The 17,420-nt window shown below is 61.8% G+C and carries 13 protein-coding genes; 5 read left to right on the top strand and 8 right to left on the bottom strand.

Annotation, left to right across the window (positions count from 1 at the left end; translation table 11 throughout):
* Nucleotide 1: 1 nt before the first annotated feature.
* From KW841_RS25585 to KW841_RS25570, 4 genes are read right to left on the bottom strand one after another with little or no spacing between them, the layout of a single operon-like run.
* Nucleotides 2-4,561, bottom strand: coding sequence for an alpha-2-macroglobulin (locus KW841_RS25585; protein WP_218480226.1), 4,560 nt, complete (start codon nt 4,559-4,561; stop codon nt 2-4).
* A complete protein-coding gene (locus KW841_RS25580) occupies nt 4,558-5,196 on the bottom strand; it encodes a DUF1175 family protein (protein WP_218480225.1) in 639 nt (212 codons plus the stop codon). The genes KW841_RS25585 and KW841_RS25580 overlap by 4 nt, the downstream gene beginning before the upstream one ends.
* Nucleotides 5,193-6,905, bottom strand: a complete 1,713-nt coding sequence (locus tag KW841_RS25575) for a DUF2138 domain-containing protein (RefSeq protein ID WP_218480224.1) — start codon at nt 6,903-6,905, stop codon at nt 5,193-5,195. The genes KW841_RS25580 and KW841_RS25575 overlap by 4 nt, the downstream gene beginning before the upstream one ends.
* 38 nt (nt 6,906-6,943) lie before the next feature.
* The gene (locus tag KW841_RS25570) at nt 6,944-7,735 is read right to left on the bottom strand and encodes a YfaP family protein (RefSeq protein WP_218480223.1); all 792 of its coding nucleotides are present in this window, start codon (nt 7,733-7,735) and stop codon (nt 6,944-6,946) included.
* A gap of 278 nt (nt 7,736-8,013) precedes the next feature.
* On the opposite strand from KW841_RS25570, the gene KW841_RS25565 reads away from it, so the two are divergent.
* The 5 genes from KW841_RS25565 (at nt 8,014) to KW841_RS25545 (ending at nt 14,485) form a co-directional block, all read left to right on the top strand.
* Nucleotides 8,014-9,159: a Fic family protein gene (locus tag KW841_RS25565; RefSeq protein ID WP_218480222.1), complete on the top strand. Its 1,146-nt coding sequence runs from the start codon at nt 8,014-8,016 to the stop codon at nt 9,157-9,159.
* 165 nt (nt 9,160-9,324) lie between these two features.
* Nucleotides 9,325-9,567 (top strand): exodeoxyribonuclease VII small subunit, encoded by a 243-nt coding sequence (locus KW841_RS25560; RefSeq protein WP_007970180.1) that lies wholly within the window; start codon nt 9,325-9,327, stop codon nt 9,565-9,567.
* Complete coding sequence (gene ispA / locus KW841_RS25555; protein WP_218480221.1) at nt 9,564-10,451, top strand: (2E,6E)-farnesyl diphosphate synthase; 888 nt, start codon at nt 9,564-9,566, stop codon at nt 10,449-10,451. Before KW841_RS25560 ends, ispA begins: the two co-directional genes overlap by 4 nt.
* Nucleotides 10,452-10,542: 91 nt before the next feature.
* Nucleotides 10,543-12,441 carry a 1-deoxy-D-xylulose-5-phosphate synthase gene (dxs, locus tag KW841_RS25550; protein ID WP_218480220.1) on the top strand — a complete coding sequence of 633 codons (1,899 nt, stop codon included), beginning with the start codon at nt 10,543-10,545 and terminating at the stop codon, nt 12,439-12,441.
* Nucleotides 12,442-12,598: 157 nt separating this feature from the next.
* Nucleotides 12,599-14,485: a TonB-dependent receptor domain-containing protein gene (locus KW841_RS25545; RefSeq protein WP_218480219.1), complete on the top strand. Its 1,887-nt coding sequence runs from the start codon at nt 12,599-12,601 to the stop codon at nt 14,483-14,485.
* Nucleotides 14,486-14,602: 117 nt separating this feature from the next.
* Here the strand turns inward: KW841_RS25545 and KW841_RS25540 are convergent, their stop codons facing one another.
* The 4 genes from KW841_RS25540 to KW841_RS25525 all read right to left on the bottom strand — a co-directional run bounded on the left by KW841_RS25540 (nt 14,603) and on the right by KW841_RS25525 (nt 17,416).
* Nucleotides 14,603-15,403: a cobalamin-binding protein gene (locus KW841_RS25540; RefSeq protein ID WP_218480218.1), complete on the bottom strand. Its 801-nt coding sequence runs from the start codon at nt 15,401-15,403 to the stop codon at nt 14,603-14,605.
* Nucleotides 15,403-15,822, bottom strand: coding sequence for an MFS transporter (locus KW841_RS25535; RefSeq protein WP_102702040.1), 420 nt, complete (start codon nt 15,820-15,822; stop codon nt 15,403-15,405). Before KW841_RS25535 ends, KW841_RS25540 begins: the two co-directional genes overlap by 1 nt.
* Entirely contained in the window at nt 15,819-16,436 is a 618-nt protein-coding gene (ribA, locus tag KW841_RS25530; protein WP_007970170.1) for a GTP cyclohydrolase II, read from the bottom strand. The genes KW841_RS25535 and ribA overlap by 4 nt, the downstream gene beginning before the upstream one ends.
* A gap of 239 nt (nt 16,437-16,675) precedes the next feature.
* Nucleotides 16,676-17,416, bottom strand: a complete 741-nt coding sequence (locus KW841_RS25525) for an ABC transporter substrate-binding protein (RefSeq protein ID WP_218480217.1) — start codon at nt 17,414-17,416, stop codon at nt 16,676-16,678.
* Nucleotides 17,417-17,420: the final 4 nt, after the last annotated feature.

Below are 17,420 nucleotides of genomic sequence, written 5' to 3'. Positions count from 1 at the left end.
GTCAGTGAACCGTGACCTGGCCAAGGGCTGCCTTCTGCTCCATCGCCTGATGCTGCGGCGCATACACCTGAGTGAATCGCACCGGTGGCAAGTTGAACTGCCCCTTCTGCGAGAAACGCACCAGATGCCGCAGGCGCAATTCGCCACTCAAGGCATCGACCGGAACGGCATAAGCCATTTGCCCCGGTTCGAAACGCGCCTTCTCCAGCGATGTCGGTTCGGTGCCAGCCTTGCCCATGAGCTTGATGCCCCAGGTCGTGCGCTCGACATCGGCACCCGGTGGCAGCGGCACTTCCAGCAGGCCGTAGCGCAGCGGTTTGGCAGCTTTGCTGGTGATAATCACTTCGTCGAGATAAAGATTGTCGCTGGACAGCGGCGCGTTGCCGACCGCTTCGAGTTTGAAGGTAAACGCTTCATCCCCCGGCACCAGCCGCGACAGGCGACGGGTGATGGTCACGGCCATCGGATCCACCGCCGGCTGCTGGCTGCGATAGCTCAATGCAGCGCGCAGCGGACGCTCCTGCACCCCGCTCAGCGTCAATACCGCTGGCACTGGCGCAGGCCCCTGCCACGTCCAATACATCTCACCAGAAACCCCGTACTGTTTCTTCCAGCCTTCACCCGGCGCCAATGCAATGGTGGGCGATGCCTGCTCGATGCTGCGCTGCAGCCAGGTGAGCGCCAATGCCCGCTCAAGGGTCGATTGCTGCGGCAACAGGCGTTGCAACAACGCCTGGGCGCGAGCCTGATCGAAGGGTTGCAGCGACAGGTTCAGCGCTTCGGCGAACGGCTGGGAACTGACCGCCAGACGTTGCTGCGCGTCGGCCAGTTGCCGGTTGAACGCATCCGGCAGAACGACCTTCGCCTGCCTGGCCAGCGAAGCCGTCAGCACTCGCGCGGCAGCCAGCCCCAGGGCTGAATCCGGGTCGCTCATGACGAGGCTGTCTTCACCGCCTTCCATCAGATTCGCGGCACTGCCCTCGCCCGCTTTCGCCAGGTCATCCATCAGCCCACTGAGCAAGGTGTTGACCGGCAACTGCATCTGTTTGGCGAACGACAGGATCAGCGCCCGCTGCAATAGCGGCGTGTTGTTCGCCTGTTTGGCGTAGACCTCCAGCACCCGCTGCCAGTGCTCCGGCGGCAGGCTCAGGTCCAGCACCCGGCTGGCGTGCCAGTCGGCGTAATAGGCGTAGGCCGTGAGAAACGCGTCCGGCTCACCGTCCATGCCCCACCAGGTGAAGCTCGCCGAAGGACCGGCCATTTGTACCAGGCGCAGGCGACTGTTTTGCATGATCAGGCGCAAGCGATCGCGGATCTGCGGATTCGCCGCCAGCGTCGGGTAGGCAATGCTCAACGGCAACAGGCGACTGGCGGTTTGCTCGACGCCACCGTAGGGGTAGCTCAACAGATCGTCGAGGGCAGAACGGAACAACGCTTGCGGACTGTCATCCAGGCGCAGGCGAATATCGGTTGCGTCTGCCGGCAGAGTCAGCGGTGTATCGCCGCTGCTCACATCGAGACTCTGGGATTGCGTCACCCGCCAACCTTCACCGGTCGCGCTCAGCTGCACCGTCAACGCGTCAGCGGTTTTGCCGTCCTGCACCAGCTCCGCGCTCCACTCGCCATTGGCCAGTTCGAACGCCGGCAATGGGATGTAGTTGATGCCGCTGTTCAGGGTCACAGGCACGCGCTGTTCGTTGCCGGCGTAACGGGTCACCAGTTCGACCTTGACCGGTTTCTCGGCCTGACTGAAGGCGAACACACCGAGGTCCGGTTTGTCGCCGGTACGGAATCGACTCGGCCCGCTCCATTTCAGGTACAGCGGTTTTTCCGAGCGTACGAATTGCTTCTTCTGTCCGACCTGACCGTCATCGGCGATGGCCCTGGCGGTGATGCGCCAGCGGGTCAGGGAGTCGGGCATCTTGAAGGTGAAGCGGGTTTTGCCGTTGGCGTCGGTCAGCAATTCTGGCTGCCACGTCGCCGTGTCGACGTCCTCGCGACGCGGCCGTTCCAACACCTTCACGCCGCGCTCACTGCGATTGGCTTTGCCCGGTGCACCGGGGCTGCCCGGCAAGGCAACGTCATAACTGATGAACGACAAACTGGCGCTGGTGCGCACGTTGTTGCGCCGTGGGTGATAGAAGAACTGGTCGATGCTCGGCGCCACTTCCGGTTGCAGGGCGTAGACCATTTCATCGACCACGCTGACTGTCAGGTGCGCCGGGATCGGCTTACCGGCAAATTGAGTCGTCAGGTCCACCGAGACGGTTTCGCCCGGCTGGTAGGTGTCTTTATCGGTGGCGATGACCACGTCGATTTGTGGCGTTACCACCTTGATGCCGGCGTTCTGGAAACTGTACTGGCCGCCCTTGGTGTACAGCACCGAGAAGGTCAGGTTCGGCGCGAAGCCGTCCTTCACCGGGATGCGCGCGCGGTATTGGGTATCGCTGAGTTTTTCCGTTTTCAGCCAGTCACCGCCTCTGGACAGCAGCGCGGTCGCCTCGACCTTGTCCCGCTCCAGCGACAGCAAGGCATCGTTGACCGGCTCCGGGAAAGTGATCAGCGCCAGCGCCTCATCGCCGGTGACGTACTCGGGCTTGTCGAGGACGATTTCCACGGTGCCGGGTACGGCTTTGACACCTTCACCGGTGACCGAATGCCCGGTGGCGCCAACCACGCGACCGTGGTCATCCTTGAGCGTCAGGTTGTAGGTGCCCGGGCGGTCAAAGGCCAGGGTGAAACCTTTATCGGTTGCCGCGAGTTTGCCCTCGCCGGTGCTCTGATCTTCCAGACGTACCCAACCGTAGCTGCCCGGTGTAACGGCCTGGGCCTGCTCGCCTTCGCGGGTGTAGCTGAACGCAACCTTGTCGCCCACCGCGCTGAAGCGTCGGGGCGCGCTCAAGCGGAAGTTCGCCGCGCCACGGTCGATGAGGATTTCCTTGGTGGTCTTGACCCGATACGCCGCGCCGTCGCTGGCGAACACGGTCAACATGTAGCGACTTGGCTTGTCGGCGGCGGGCAGGTCGAGCGTTGCGTTGCCCTTGGCGTCGGTGGTCAGTTCGGTACTGCTCAGCTCCACCGGAAATTGCCCGAGGTATTGCAGTTCGTTGTCGACCATCGACAACTGTTGGGCGCGCAGGCTCAGGCTCAATTTCGCATTGGCCACTGGTTTACCGTCCGGGTACAGCAGCACCAGGCTGCCCTTGACCGGCTCGCCGGTGCGGTAATCCTGCTTGGCCAGATTGAGCGAAATCTCGAAGTGCGGCTTGATGTATTCCGCGACGCGAAAGGCGCTGCTGTAGGTCTGGTCCTTGTAGGTGAAACGCAGTTCATAACCACCGGCCACGGCATTGTCTGGCAACTGGAAGCGGCCCTGGGTGCCGGCCCTGGAATCGAGCTTCAGATCGAGGGATTGCAGCGCCGTGCCGGTGGCATCGAGCACGCTCACATTGACGTCGGCAGCGCTTGGCTGCACCGAGTCCCGCGCGTTCTTGAATTCACGTCCGACGATTTTCAGCGACACCCAATCCCCCGGCCGATACAGCGGTCGGTCGGTGAAGGCATAGAGTTTGGTGTCGTAGATTTCGCTGTCGTAGTAGAAATTCTCGGAGACGAACACCCCGCCCTCTTCGTCTTCACCGATCACGAAGGAACGCTCGGGGCTGACGTGTTTCAGGCGCAGCAAGCCGTCGCTATCGGTGGCGCCGCTGCTCATCACACCCAGGCCGTCGGTCCACAGCACATTGACCTTCGACACCGAGCTGCCTTCGTGTTTGCGCGCGGCCCACACCAGCAATTCGTCACCGGCAATCTTGCTCACCGCCACGGTGTTGGAGACGAACACCATGGTGGTCGCGCGGTACTTGCCGATCAGCGCTTCCACCAGATAAAGACCCGGTTTGAGAGTGCCCAGCGGGATGTACACATTGCCCGGCGCGACACTGACAAACTCGCTGGAAGATCCGGCCAGGTTCACCCCTGCCGGTGGCTGGATCGGCTTGGCCTGCCACAACGGATAACGGAACTGGCTGACCACCGGCAAACCGGGTATCAACGCGAATTGCGGCTGCGCATCGTAGGGCGTCGGCGCGGCCATCGCGTTGCCCATCTTCAGTTCCGGCACTTCCTCGGTGACTTGTTTACGCGACTCGTAGGAAAACGCCCGCTGCATCACCCGGCGGGATTTGCGATACCAGTTGTCCCACAGGTACGCGAGGGTGTTGGACAGACCTTCACCCTTGAACTGGCCATCGCTGACCACCCGATGCAGGTTCTTCTGGCGCTTGAGGAAGTCCAGCGGCTTGTCGATGCGATACACCCGAATGTCCGCGCCGCCATAGGGCTCCATGCGAAACCGGCGATAGTCGCGGCCCGGCGCTTCGAGGCGCACCATCGCCGGCTCATCGCTGGCGAAACTGCTGTCGGCCAGCAGGAAAAAGCTCTCGCCGGCCACTAGCGCATAGCCGCTGGCCGGAACCGAGTCATCGGCGTTAACCACCGAGAGTGGCAGCATCCACACCAACATCAGAGACAGAAAACGCAGCATGCGGGCACCGGTCATTGGGAGAGAAAATTCAGTCGATAGACGCCGATGAAGTTGGGGTTGGCTGCGTCGGGTATCCATCGGGTGTCCTTCCATGTCATGAGTTGCTGCAGGCTTGCCGAACGCATGCCGTTGTCGGTGGGGGTGGTGGTGCCGGTGTGATAGGCGATGTAGCGACCCATCCAGATCATCAGGTGCTGGTCGTCGCCCTGATCGAAAAACATCAGGTCGCCCGGTCGCGCCTGTGACACATCGCGACTGACCAGATGGCTGTTGAACTGGATCAATTTGATCGCGTTGACGTACGGCCCGACCTTGCCGCCACCCTGCTGCCACTGCTGGGCGAGACCGCGCTGGGTATCGCTCAATTGCAGTTCCGGCGGCAGGTAACGATTGGACAGGCCATTGCTGCGCAGCCATTTGTCGTCATGGACTTTCAGCGCTTCATTGGCGGCAAAGCGCACCAGTCCGGCGCAGTCTTGCTGATACCAACGGGGGCTCGGACCCTGGCTCAGTTGCTCCTGGGCAATGCGCACGAACCAGGCGCGGAACACCTGGGATTGCTGCGGGTCGAGCGACGGCGCCTCGACAGCGCGGGCACTTGCGCTCAGCAACAACGCCAGCAGGCCGAGACTGCGGATCAATGCCGTCACAGCGCTTTCCACTCCAGCGGCAGCCACTGCCAGTGGCCGTCTGGCTCGCTGCCTTCGGGCAAGGTCAGGGCGTATTTGCCGTAGCCACCGAGCGTGCGCAGTTTCGGAATCAGGAAGGTTTGCGCGGCGTTGTAGAACACCGGTTCCATGTCCTGGGGCAGGCTGTCGAGGGTTTCCTGGCGCATCAGTTGCGCCATGGAATCGGGGCCGAAATAGACTGGCATCAACAGGTCTTTGGGCACCACGTCGGCCATCGGCGGGAAGCGTTTGTCGAGGGTGCCGAGGGCCTTGTCCACCAGCTTGTCGTCGAGGGAAAACAGCAACGTCGAACCATGGCGCGCCAGGCTGACTTTCATGAACGCCTTGCCGGTGATGGCATCGGGATCTTGAGCTTCCTTGGCCGCATAAGGCCCGAAACTGGAGCTGACCTGGCGTTGCCATTGATGGCTCTGGCCTTGCTGTTTTTCCACCACCGGGAAGGCACCGTCCTCGACATTGCTCTCGTGCGCACCGACCATCGAGCCGAACAGCTTGCCCAGGTCCCCATCGAGTTTGCCGCCGTCGTCATCGTTGAGGCTGGCCACCAGCAAGGGCGTGTACAACCGCGAATCGGCATACCAGCACAGCCCCGCCGCGCCGGCCATGTGTTCGGTCAGTGCCTGGGCCACCGTCTCCTCGGCACCGAGTTTCACCAGCAGCGGCTTCTGTTGTTCGGCAGCCAGCGGCAACGCTACACAAGCGCTTGCGCCCATGGGCATGGCTTGCCAGATCGGTTTGAAATCGAAGTCCGGCTGATTCTCCAGTTCATCCATGGCCAGGAAGCTGTGCCAGCCCTTGTCGTCCATGTCGAAACGCAGGCCGGCGAAGTTCGGAATGAAACGCTGGTAACCCATGGCCAGCACACTGGCATTCACCGACAGGCGTTGTTTCACCTGCGGCGCACGAGGCGGCAGACCGAAGGCTTCGGGAAACAGTTTTTCGCCACTAAGCAGCGCGGCAACGGCCGTGGTCGATACGCTGCCCGGCTCCTCCGTTGCACCGTTTTGCGGATCGTAGAGTTTCGCCGGATTGGACAGCACCACCAGTTTGTCGCCATGGGACGCGAACAACAGCGCCTTGCTGGCGTTGTAATTGAGTTGATAGAGCGGCACGTCTTCGCTGCCGACCTTCACGTCAGCGACCTTGCTCAGCTGCGAGTCGTCCAGCGCGACTTTGGCCAGCGGTTCCAGCACCTTGGCCAGGCCGCCGCGATCCATCACCAGCAGGAAATCCTTGAGCCGCCCGTCCGCCCCGCGCCACAACGCCACGTCGGCAGGCTGATCGAACAGTTGCTCGATCAGGGTGTCCTGCAACTTCAGGTCATGTTCGTAGATGATCCGCCGCAGACTGCCGATCAAACCGAGGCGATCGGCGTGGGTTTCGTAGTAGAAGACGAAATCTTCGGTCAGGGTTTCCTTGAGGAAGGGCACCGCGAGCAGGTCTTTGGGCAATTGGCTCAAGGAATGGGTTTCCAGCAAACCATCCGGGCGGCCCATACCCAGTTTGTCACTGGCCAACGCAGGCGCCGGCGCCTTGGGCTTGTGCATGAGCCACCCCAACCCACCGGCTACGCTAGCGACCAGGCATATGCCGATCAGCAGCGTCGGCCAATGCAGGGAAGATTTGGCCGCGGGTGCGTCAGCGGCCGGAGTAACAGTGCTATCACTCATGTTCACAAAACCCGATGTTCATCCGTGGAGCGGGATGCTTAATAGTTGAAAGTCTTGACCAGCAACAGGTCGCCGATTGCGCGCAGGGGCACGATGAAGGTCTCGCGTTTTTCATCGACGGTGTTTTCGTTGAGCACCAGGTTGATTTGCGAGGTAATCACCTCGTTCTGGTTGCCGGTCTCATCGAAGTTATAGCCGCCACTGCCGAAGTTGCCCCAATAGTTCACGTAAACCAGATAGGTGCCGTGCAGCGGTGCGGTCATGGTGAACATCTCCGGGCCGGGTCCATCGACGCCGTCCGGGTCGAGGCCGCCGCCATTGGTCAGCGCCGAGTGCGCCCAGAAAGCGTGCTGGCCGTCGGGGGTGATGATGTGCAAATCGAGTTCGGCCTTCGGGTCGTCCCAGCCCAGCACCACACGAATCCGCGCCGGGGTGCGCAAATTGTTGGCTTCATAGAATTGAACGCGCTTGAGCGACTGGCCTTCAACGCTACGCACTTCGACGCTGTTGGAACCGGCGCCGAACGCATAGGGCCGGGCGAAACGGCCCTGGTCGTCGGTGTACAGATTCAGGGGATTGCCGTTGACCGCCAGCGTGTGCGGCCCACGCTGAGTGCCGAGAGCCTTCAGTTGGCCTTCGATCATCGTGCGATTGCGCTGCACGCCCCGGTCGATAGGCGGCGTGGGATAGGCGACTTGCGGGTTTTCCGTGCGATCCAGCAAACCGTTGTAGCGCCAGCCGCCCACCGGCTCCGACAACTCGGCATTCGGCGCGGCCAGAATCCCGGGCGCGAAAACCAGCCCGATCAGCAGCAAAAGAAATGAGCGCATGCGACGCCTCCTGCCATGCATGACGAAACCTTGCGCCTGATCCTGGGCGCGTTACAGATGTGCATACTGCGTTTCGTCTGAAAGACCCGTGACTGCCAGGTCGTATAGGGCTCGAAGGTTAGCCATTCGGGTGTTTTTTAACAATCGGATGGCTGCGAAATTGCGGTGGGAATCACGATAACGGGTGGACGGTGAGCCGAATACGCGCCATATTCGGCTCACTATATGAGCCGAATAGACAATCTAATCGGCTCACCCCCACTTAGAGCATCAAGTGCATGACACCTCAATGGATATGGCAGCAGCCTGATTGGCCAGAGTTCACCTGGAATACCGAACGCTTGGCGCCCTTGTTACGCGAGTGCGTTCAAGCACAAGGTCGGCTAATGGGCATGGCCAGTTCAGTGGGCAGTTCGCTGAGCGCGCAAAGTGAGCTGGATGCGTTGTTGCAAAACATCGTCACCTCATCGGCCATTGAAGGTGAACAACTGAACGTCGGCTCCGTTCGTTCGTCGCTGGCTCGACGCCTGGGTCTGGATCTGGTTGATGGCGATAGAGTCAGCCAACGCAGTGAAGGTCTTGCGCAATTGATGCTTGATGCTACTCAGCATTTTGCCGAGCCGCTGACACTGGACCGCTTGCTGCACTGGCATGGATGGTTGTTTCCGGAGCAGGACGGCGACCTCGCCACCCGGGCGATACGTGTCGGTGCATTGCGCGGCGATGAACCGATGCAGGTTGTCTCCGGTCGTCTCGACAAGCCGACCGCACACTTCGAAGCGCCGCCTCGACCGGGCCTTGAGCGTCAACTCGAAATCTTCCTCGACTGGTTTGAGTGCGGCCGAAGCCAGGCCGGACTCGACCCATTGCTGCGTGCTGGCATCGCACACTTCTGGTTTGTCACACTCCACCCTTTTGACGACGGCAATGGTCGCCTCACGCGCACCATCACGGACCTGGCATTGGCACAGGGCGAGGCTCAGGCGATTCGTTTTTACGCAATGTCGGCAAGCATTCTTGAGGACCGCTCCGGCTACTACCGGGTATTGGAAACGAGTCAAAAAGCTACGACCGATGTCACTTATTGGCTGGAGTGGTTTCTGCAAACCCTTCTGCTCAGCCTGCAACAAGCCATGACACGGATCGACAGCGTGCTAGGCAAGGCGCGATTCTGGCAGGCGCACCAAACATCCGGGCTGTCGGCCGAACAAACCAGGGTACTGAATCGCTTGCTCGATGGCGGCGAAAGAGGCTTCGAGCACGGCATCAGTGCGGCTCAATACCAGGCCGTCGCCAAAGTATCCAAAGCGACCGCAACCCGTCATCTGGCCGAACTGCTGGATAAGGGCTGCCTGCAACGCCTGCCCGGTGGCGGGCGCAGCACCCGCTACCGAATCCACTATCCTGATAACCCGGTACTGTAGGAGCTGCCGGAGGCTGCGATCTTTTGATCCTGCTTCCAAAAAAACAAAGTCAAAAGATCGCAGTCTTCGGCAGCTCCACACGGGTGTGCGCCGTCTGTGAGTTTGCCCATAAACCCCCTATCTGCTAGTGTCGCGCCGGTTTAACGTCAACCGGAAATCGCCGCCATGGCCCGCAAAAAAGCTGCACTGGATTTCGAACAGTCCCTCGCCGACCTGCAAACGCTGGTGGAGCGTCTGGAGAATGGCGAATTGTCGCTGGAGGACTCGCTGGCCGCTTTCGAGCAAGGCATCGGTCTGACCCGCGATTGCCAGGCGGCGCTGGCCCAGGCCGAGCAAAAGGTTCAGGTACTGCTCGAGCGTGATGGCGAGTTGGCCGAGGAACCCTTCGACGCGGATCAGCCAGAATGATTGCAGCCTACTCGGCCACCAGCCAGGCCCGCGTCAATGCGGCGCTGGAAACCCTGTTCACGGCACCAGGCCCCGAGTTGGCACGGCTGTACGAAGCCATGCGCTACAGCGTGATGAATGGCGGCAAACGCGTGCGTCCACTGCTGGCCTACGCCGCCTGTGAAGCGTTGGGCGGCAAGCCTGAGCAAGCCAACGGTGCCGCCTGTGCGGTGGAGCTGATCCACGCCTATTCACTGGTGCATGACGATTTGCCGGCGATGGACGATGACGATCTGCGTCGCGGCCAGCCCACCACCCACAAGAAATTCGATGAAGCCTGCGCGATCCTCGCCGGCGACGGCTTGCAGAGCCTGGCCTTCAGCGCCCTGCTCGACCCGCGCATGAGCGCGTCGGATGCCGAAATCCGCCTGCAAATGGTCAGCGCCCTGGCACTGGCGGCGGGCCCGGCGGGCATGGTCGGCGGTCAGGCCATCGACCTCGGCTCGGTCGGCCTGAAGCTCGACCAGAAAGCCCTGGAGTACATGCACCGGCACAAGACCGGTGCGCTGATCGAAGTCAGCGTCAAACTCGGCGCCCTGGCCAGCGGCCGTGCCGAGAAAGACGAACTCAAGTCCCTGCAGACTTATGCACAGGCCATCGGCCTGGCATTCCAGGTCCAGGACGACATTCTCGACGTCGAAAGCGATACCGCCACCCTCGGCAAACGCCAAGGCGCCGACATTGCCCGGGACAAACCGACCTACCCGGCCCTGCTCGGCCTCGATGCGGCCAAGGCCTATGCCCTTGAGCTGCGCGACCAGGCCCTGCACGCACTGCGACCGTTTGACGCGGCGGCCGAGCCGTTGCGGGATCTGGCCCGGTATATCGTCGATCGCCGCAATTGACGGCGATTGCGCCAAAAAAGACCAACGCGTGGGCAGGGGGCGATGCATCAGGTAAACTGCCGCATCTTTTATACCTATAACGATTCGCCTGATGCCCACGACGTTTCATGAGATTCCCCGCAAGCGCCCGACCACGCCCCTGCTCGACCGCGCGAACACGCCGGACGGCCTGCGCCGGTTAGGCGAAGCCGAGCTGGAAACCCTGGCCGATGAGTTGCGCCTGGAATTGCTCTACACGGTCGGCCAGACCGGTGGGCATTTCGGTGCCGGCCTGGGCGTGATCGAGCTGACCATCGCGCTGCATTACGTCTTCGACACCCCGGACGACCGGCTGGTGTGGGACGTGGGTCATCAGGCGTATCCACACAAGATCCTCACCGGTCGTCGCGAGCGCATGGGCACCCTGCGCCAGAAGGACGGCGTCGCTGCCTTCCCGCGCCGCTCCGAGAGCGAGTACGACACCTTTGGCGTCGGCCACTCCAGCACCTCGATCAGCGCCGCGCTGGGCATGGCGATTGCCGCCCGCCTGCAGAACAGCGAGCGCAAGGCGATCGCGGTGATCGGCGACGGCGCGTTGACCGCGGGCATGGCGTTCGAGGCGCTGAACCATGCGCCGGAAGTGGACGCCAACATGCTGGTGATCCTCAACGACAACGACATGTCGATCTCGCGCAACGTCGGTGGCTTGTCGAACTACCTGGCGAAGATCCTTTCCAGCCGCACCTACGCGAGCATGCGCGAAGGCAGCAAGAAAGTGCTGTCGCGCCTGCCCGGTGCCTGGGAAATCGCTCGCCGCACCGAAGAATATGCCAAGGGCATGCTGGTTCCCGGCACGCTTTTCGAAGAGCTGGGCTGGAACTACATCGGCCCGATCGATGGCCACGACCTGCCGACCCTGATCGCCACCCTGCGCAACATGCGCGACCTGAAAGGCCCGCAGTTTCTGCACGTCGTCACCAAAAAGGGCAAAGGCTTCGCCCCGGCGGAAGTCGACCCGATCGGTTACCACGCCATCACCAAACTCGAGCCTCTGGACGCCCCGGCCGCCGCGCCGAAAAAGGCCAGCGGGCCGAAATATTCCGGTGTGTTCGGTGAATGGCTGTGCGACATGGCAGCGGCCGATCCACGTCTGGTCGGGATTACCCCGGCGATGAAGGAAGGCTCGGACCTGGTCGCGTTCAGCGAACGTTTCCCGCTGCGTTACTTCGACGTGGCCATTGCCGAGCAACACGCCGTGACCCTCGCCGCCGGTATGGCCTGCGAAGGCGCCAAACCCGTAGTGGCCATCTATTCAACCTTCCTGCAGCGCGGCTACGACCAGCTTGTCCACGATGTGGCGGTGCAGAACCTCGACGTACTGTTCGCCATCGACCGTGCAGGCCTGGTGGGCGAAGACGGTCCGACCCACGCCGGCAGCTTCGATTTGTCGTTCCTGCGCTGCATCCCCGGCATGCTGGTGATGACCCCGAGCGACGAAAACGAGCTGCGCAAGATGCTCACCACCGGTCACCTGTACGAAGGCCCGGCGGCTGTGCGTTATCCACGCGGTAATGGCCCGAACGCGACCATCGAGAAAGACCTCGAGCCGATCGAGATCGGCAAGGGTGTCGTCCGCCGCCAAGGCAGCAAAGTCGCCCTGCTGGTGTTCGGCGTGCAACTGGCCGAAGCCCTGAAGGTCGCCGAGACGCTGGATGCGACCGTGGTCGACATGCGTTTCGTCAAGCCGCTGGATGAAGCGCTGGTGCGCGAAATCGCCGGCAGTCACGAGCTGCTGGTCACTGTCGAAGAAAACGCGATCATGGGCGGCGCCGGTGGCGCAGTCAGCGAATTCCTCGCCCGGGAAAACATCCTCAAGTCGATGCTGCACCTGGGCTTGCCGGACATCTACGTCGAGCACGCCAAGCCTGCACAAATGCTGGCCGAGTGCGGGCTGGATGAAGCGGGAATCGAAGCGTCCATTCGCGAGCGCCTGCAACTGCTGAACCGCTAAACACACTCTCCCTGTGGGAGCGGGCTTGCCCGCGAAGAGGCCGGTATATCCAACATCAATGTTGGCTGTACCGACGCTTTCGCGGGCAAGCCCGCTCCCACAGTGTTTTGTGGCCCCCTCAAAATTGTATTTGCCTCAAAGCACCATCGGACTACCCATGAAGTTCTCCCGCCTCGCCCTGCCCCTATTCCTGCTACCCACCGCCAACGCCCTCGCCGACACCTTCGAACGCGATCAAGCGCTGAAGCTGCCCGACGTGCTGATCAGCGCCAACCGCCAGGTCGAAGCGCGCAACGACAGCAGCGCCGCCAACACCGTGTTCACCCGCGACGACATCGATCGCCTGCAACCCGATAGCATCACCGACCTGCTGCGCCGTGTACCGGGCGTGCAAGTCTCGCAGGCCGGCGGGCGCGGCAGTGTGCCGGGGGTCTACATTCGCGGCACCCAGTCGGCCCAGAGCCTGGTGCTGGTTGACGGCCAGCGCATCGGCAGTTCGACCTCCGGCGACAGCAACCTGCAGCACCTCAACATCGAACAGGTCGAGCGCGTGGAGGTGCTGCGTGGCTCCCGTTCGGTGATTTATGGCAGCGATGCGATTGGCGGGGTGATCCAGATCTTCACCCGCCGTGGTGGCGAACAGGGCCTGCAACCGCGCCTGCACACGGCGCTTGGCAGCAACCAGACCTGGGAGCGCAGCCTTGGCCTGGCCGGTGGCGATGAGCGCACCCGCTTCAACCTCGGCGCCAGCCTCGACGAAAGCGCCGGGATCAATCGCACCCACGAGTCTTACCCTAGCGATGGCGACCATGATGAGTACCGAAACCAGTCGTTCAGCCTGAGCGTTAGCCACGCACTCAGCGATGACATCGAGATCGGCGCCAACGCGCTGGATAATCGCGGCAAAAGCGAGTTCGACAACCCGTTCGGGCGCTTCGACATGAATACGTTCGAGTCGGTCCAACAGCAGCCCGACAACGAATTCGATGTGAGCAGTGTCAGCAGTTACATCGACGCGCGCATCAATGACCTGTGGCAAACCCGCATCGAGTTCGGCCACAGCGAAAACCGCGAGAAGACCCTCGACAAACTCAGTGACGAACGCAGCGTGTTCAACACCTACCGGGATTCGGTGAACTGGCAGAACGACCTGGCGCTCGACGAGCGCAACAGTCTGCTGCTCGGAGGTGACTGGTATGAAGACCGGATCAACAGCAGCACCGCGTTCGATGAAGACAGTCGCTGGAACCGTGCGGCGTACATCCAGCATCGCTATCGGGCCGACCGTTTCTCCACGGAGCTGGGTCTGCGTCACGACGACAACCAGCAATTTGGCAGCCAGAACACCTGGAGCGGCACCTTCACCCTGCCGCTGAATCCGGACAACGAAGTGCTTTTCACCTACAGCGAAGGCTTCCGCGCACCGACGTTCAACGATCTGTACTACCCCGACTTCAGCAACCCGGACCTCAAGCCTGAAACCTCGAAAAGCTATGAGCTGCAATGGCGCAGCCAATTGACCGAGAGCAGTCGCCTGGAAACGTCGCTGTATCGCACCGACCTTGAAGACGCGATCATCTTCGGCAGCAACTCGCGCCCCGAGAACGTCGCCTCGGCGCGGATCAACGGCTTCGAAGCAGCGCTTAAACAGGAATTGTTCGACTGGCAAAGCAATCTCGGCGTGGCGATCATCGACCCGCGCGACCGCGACACGGGTCATACCCTGGCCCGCCGCGCGCGCCGCACTTTGAGCTGGGATCTGGACCGACAGTTCGACCGTCTGGGCCTCGGCGCCAGTTGGCAAGCGGTCAGCAGCAGCTATGACGACCTGAACAATCAACAGCCCCTCGGCGGCTATGCCTTGCTGGGGCTGCGCAGCAGTTGGGCGCTCAATCGTGAAGTCCGGCTGGAGCTGAAGGTCGACAACCTGCTGGACAAGGGTTACAGCCGGGCGTTGTACAGCTACCAAGGCAGCCAGTACGGGTATCGCGAGGAAGGTCGGGCGTGGATGTTTGGCGTGACCTGGACCCCCGACATCCGCTGAGATCACCTGTAGGAGCTGCCGAAGGCTGCGATCTTTTGATCTTGACTTTAAAAAGAAAAATCAAAAGATCGCAGCCTTCGGCAGCTCCTACAGGGTGGCCAGAGTATCAGTGACATTTCAGCGGTCGGGGGCGATCAATTGGCACAGCTTGGCAGTTGCCTCGACCATCTGCCCACTCGGCCGCTCCAGGCCCTTGTCCGTCACCAGGCGCAATTGCCCCTGCGCTACCGCCGCCACCTGCGGCCAGGCTTTCCACGCATCAAGTTGCGCCTGATCACTGGCCAGAATCACCTCGGGATTACGCTGCAACACGGCTTCCACACTGACCTGTGGTGCCGGCAGTTTCAGGTCAGCGAACACATTTTTGGCTCCGCAGACCTCCAGCGCATCGCTGATGATCTGCTCGCCGCCAACGGTGTACAGCGGCCGATCCCAGACCTGATAGAACACCCGCAACGGCTGATCCCGTCGATAGCGTTGACGCAGCGCATCCAACCGCTGGCGCATGTCGCTGGCCAATGAAACGCCGCGCTCAGGCCGACCGAGCCGAGCGGCAATGGCCTCGATTTGCGCGGTGAGTTGGTCCAGGCTGTGGGGTTCGGCGACATAGGTGGGAATGTTCAGGCGCTTGAGCTGGTCGCGTTGGGCCGGGCCGACGCTACCGGGCCATAGCAGCAACAGATCGGGCTGCAGGCTGAGCAGCCGCTCCATGTCCAACTGGCCATAGCGGCCAACGGAGGGCAGGTTCTTGAGTTCGGCAGGTCGCTCACCGGCGTCCAGCACACCGACCAGGAGGTCGGCAGAACCCAGTTCCACGACGATTTCAGAGAGTGACGGTGCAAGGCTGACGACCCGCTCGACCGCGATGGCCGAGCGGCTGGCGGCCAGCAGCAACACCGCCAGCCAGAGCGCGCGCATCAACCGAGCTGACGCGGAATACGGTAGAGGTAAAACAGCACGGCGGTCGACAGCGCCAACAGCATCAGCGGCACCGCTTCGAGCCCGACGAACACCGCCAGGGCACCGATCCACGCTGGCAGGCCGGCGGCAAGGAACGCTGTACGGCGCTTCGCCGCCAGGTTGATCCACGCGCCAGGTTCTTCAGGGGTATCGAGGGCTTTCTGGGTGGCGATCAGCGCGTGTTTGTAGGCGCCGAAAAACTTCAGGCTGACAAACATCGAGGCGACACCGGCGATGAACAACGGCATCGCCAGCACCGGCAGAATGGCTTCGCTCTGGCCGAACACCGCGTTGATCACAAACAGCGGCAACAGGGCCAGTGCCAGGTATTGCCACCAGTTGACGGACAGTCGCCGCCGAACCTGACCGCGGGTCACGCCCGGTCTACCTCGCCCTGATGCTCATTGCCCATCATGTGGTCGAGCTTGCTGGCCTTGGTCGCCAGGTAGAGTCGGTTATGCGGGTTGTGGCCAGTGTGCAACGGCACGCGCTCGGCGACCGCGATTCCCATGTCGGTCAAGGCCTTGACCTTGCGCGGGTTGTTGGTCATCAGGCGCAACGACTTCACGCCCAGGTGCTCCAGCATCGGCAGGCACATGGCGTAGTCACGCTGGTCGGCGGCAAAGCCCAGACGCTCGTTGGCTTCGACGGTATCGGCGCCACCGTCCTGCAACTCATAGGCGCGGATCTTGTTCAGCAGGCCAATGCCACGACCTTCCTGGCGCAAGTACAGCAATACGCCACGACCTTCACGGGCGATAGCCTGCAAAGCGGCCTCCAGTTGCGAGCCGCAGTCGCAACGCTGGCTGAACAGGGCATCGCCAGTCAGGCATTCGGAGTGCAACCGGCCGAGTACCGGGGCACCGTCGTCGAACTCACCCAGGCTCAGCACAACGTGCTCGCGGCCAGTGCCTTCATCGAGAAAGCCGTGCATGGTGAATTGCGCAAAAGGCGTTGGCAGCTTGGAAGCGGCGACAAAAACGACAGGCACCGGTGTGCTCCTGATCTAAAAGTTCTGAAGATTCGCAGAGCCGGCATTGTAACAGCAGGTTCCGAGCGACGCTTAGGCTGAATTATCGGCCATAACAATCAAAAAGTTTGATATGCGTTCCACCACATTCCCTGTGGGAGCGAGCCTGCTCGCGATTGCGTACGGTCAGCGGCATCAACATTGGCTGATACTCCGCCATCGCGAGCAGGCTCGCTCCCACAGGACTCTGTGTCAGCCCTTCAGTTCGAATCAAACGGATAAGGCTGTTTCCAGCGTTCAAAAATCGGTTTCAGCTCACCGCTTTTGACCAACTTCTCCATGCGCTGATCGAACAGCGCCATCAGGCTACGCGCCTTTGCGGTCTTGGCAAAGCACAGGTACAGCGGCAACTCGGCGATATGGGTACTGCGCAACTGGGAGGGGTCTTTGGCACGATTGCGCACGTAGTCAACTTCGGTCTGCCCGTCGATGTAATAGTCGGCACGGTTGTGGGTCAGCATCGACACGATGCCATCGCGCCGCTGTACTTCCGCAAAGTGCTGCACGTTGGGCAAATAATCCTGGTAATCGTAGCCACGGACCCAGGCCAGTCGATAATTGCCCAGGGTTTCGGGGGTTGGCACCGGACTGCTCGCCAGGCCCAGGGCGTAGATGTGATCGGTGTCGAAGTTCCAGTGGGGATAGAGCACAGCCTCGGATTCGTCGCGATAGGAACCGACGCAGGCATCGACTTCACCCCGTTCGGCCAGGCCCAGCGAACGCACGTAGGGCTCGGTGCGGATGTCCACTTTGACACCTGCCGGCTCGAACACTTGTCGCAGCACGTCCCAGCCCAGGCCATGGCCGTCAGCGGCGGTGTAGTCTTCCCAGTCTTCACTGGCCAGATGAATCACCGACGGCGGCGTAGCCCCCCCTCCTCCCGCTTGGGCGAAAGAGCAAAACATCACGAATACCACCACCATCAATCCACGTAGAACCATCCCT

Source organism: Pseudomonas sp. PDM28 (assembly GCF_019219115.1).
GTDB lineage: Bacteria > Pseudomonadota > Gammaproteobacteria > Pseudomonadales > Pseudomonadaceae > Aquipseudomonas > Aquipseudomonas laurylsulfatiphila.
Note: the sequence above shows the minus strand (reverse complement) of the source record. Positions and strands in the feature narration are given on the sequence as shown.

What these genes read in the sequence shown, in the direction of transcription:
- KW841_RS25575 (WP_218480224.1), bottom strand. Translation starts at nt 6,905, where the DNA reads ATGAGTGATAGCACTGTTACTCCGGCCGCTGACGCACCCGCGGCCAAA.
- dxs (WP_218480220.1), top strand. Translation starts at nt 10,543, where the DNA reads ATGCCCACGACGTTTCATGAGATTCCCCGCAAGCGCCCGACCACGCCC.
- KW841_RS25585 (WP_218480226.1), bottom strand. Translation starts at nt 4,561, where the DNA reads ATGACCGGTGCCCGCATGCTGCGTTTTCTGTCTCTGATGTTGGTGTGG.
- KW841_RS25560 (WP_007970180.1), top strand. Translation starts at nt 9,325, where the DNA reads ATGGCCCGCAAAAAAGCTGCACTGGATTTCGAACAGTCCCTCGCCGAC.
- KW841_RS25545 (WP_218480219.1), top strand. Translation starts at nt 12,599, where the DNA reads ATGAAGTTCTCCCGCCTCGCCCTGCCCCTATTCCTGCTACCCACCGCC.
- KW841_RS25540 (WP_218480218.1), bottom strand. Translation starts at nt 15,403, where the DNA reads ATGCGCGCGCTCTGGCTGGCGGTGTTGCTGCTGGCCGCCAGCCGCTCG.
- KW841_RS25570 (WP_218480223.1), bottom strand. Translation starts at nt 7,735, where the DNA reads ATGCGCTCATTTCTTTTGCTGCTGATCGGGCTGGTTTTCGCGCCCGGG.
- ispA (WP_218480221.1), top strand. Translation starts at nt 9,564, where the DNA reads ATGATTGCAGCCTACTCGGCCACCAGCCAGGCCCGCGTCAATGCGGCG.
- KW841_RS25565 (WP_218480222.1), top strand. Translation starts at nt 8,014, where the DNA reads ATGACACCTCAATGGATATGGCAGCAGCCTGATTGGCCAGAGTTCACC.
- KW841_RS25525 (WP_218480217.1), bottom strand. Translation starts at nt 17,416, where the DNA reads ATGGTTCTACGTGGATTGATGGTGGTGGTATTCGTGATGTTTTGCTCT.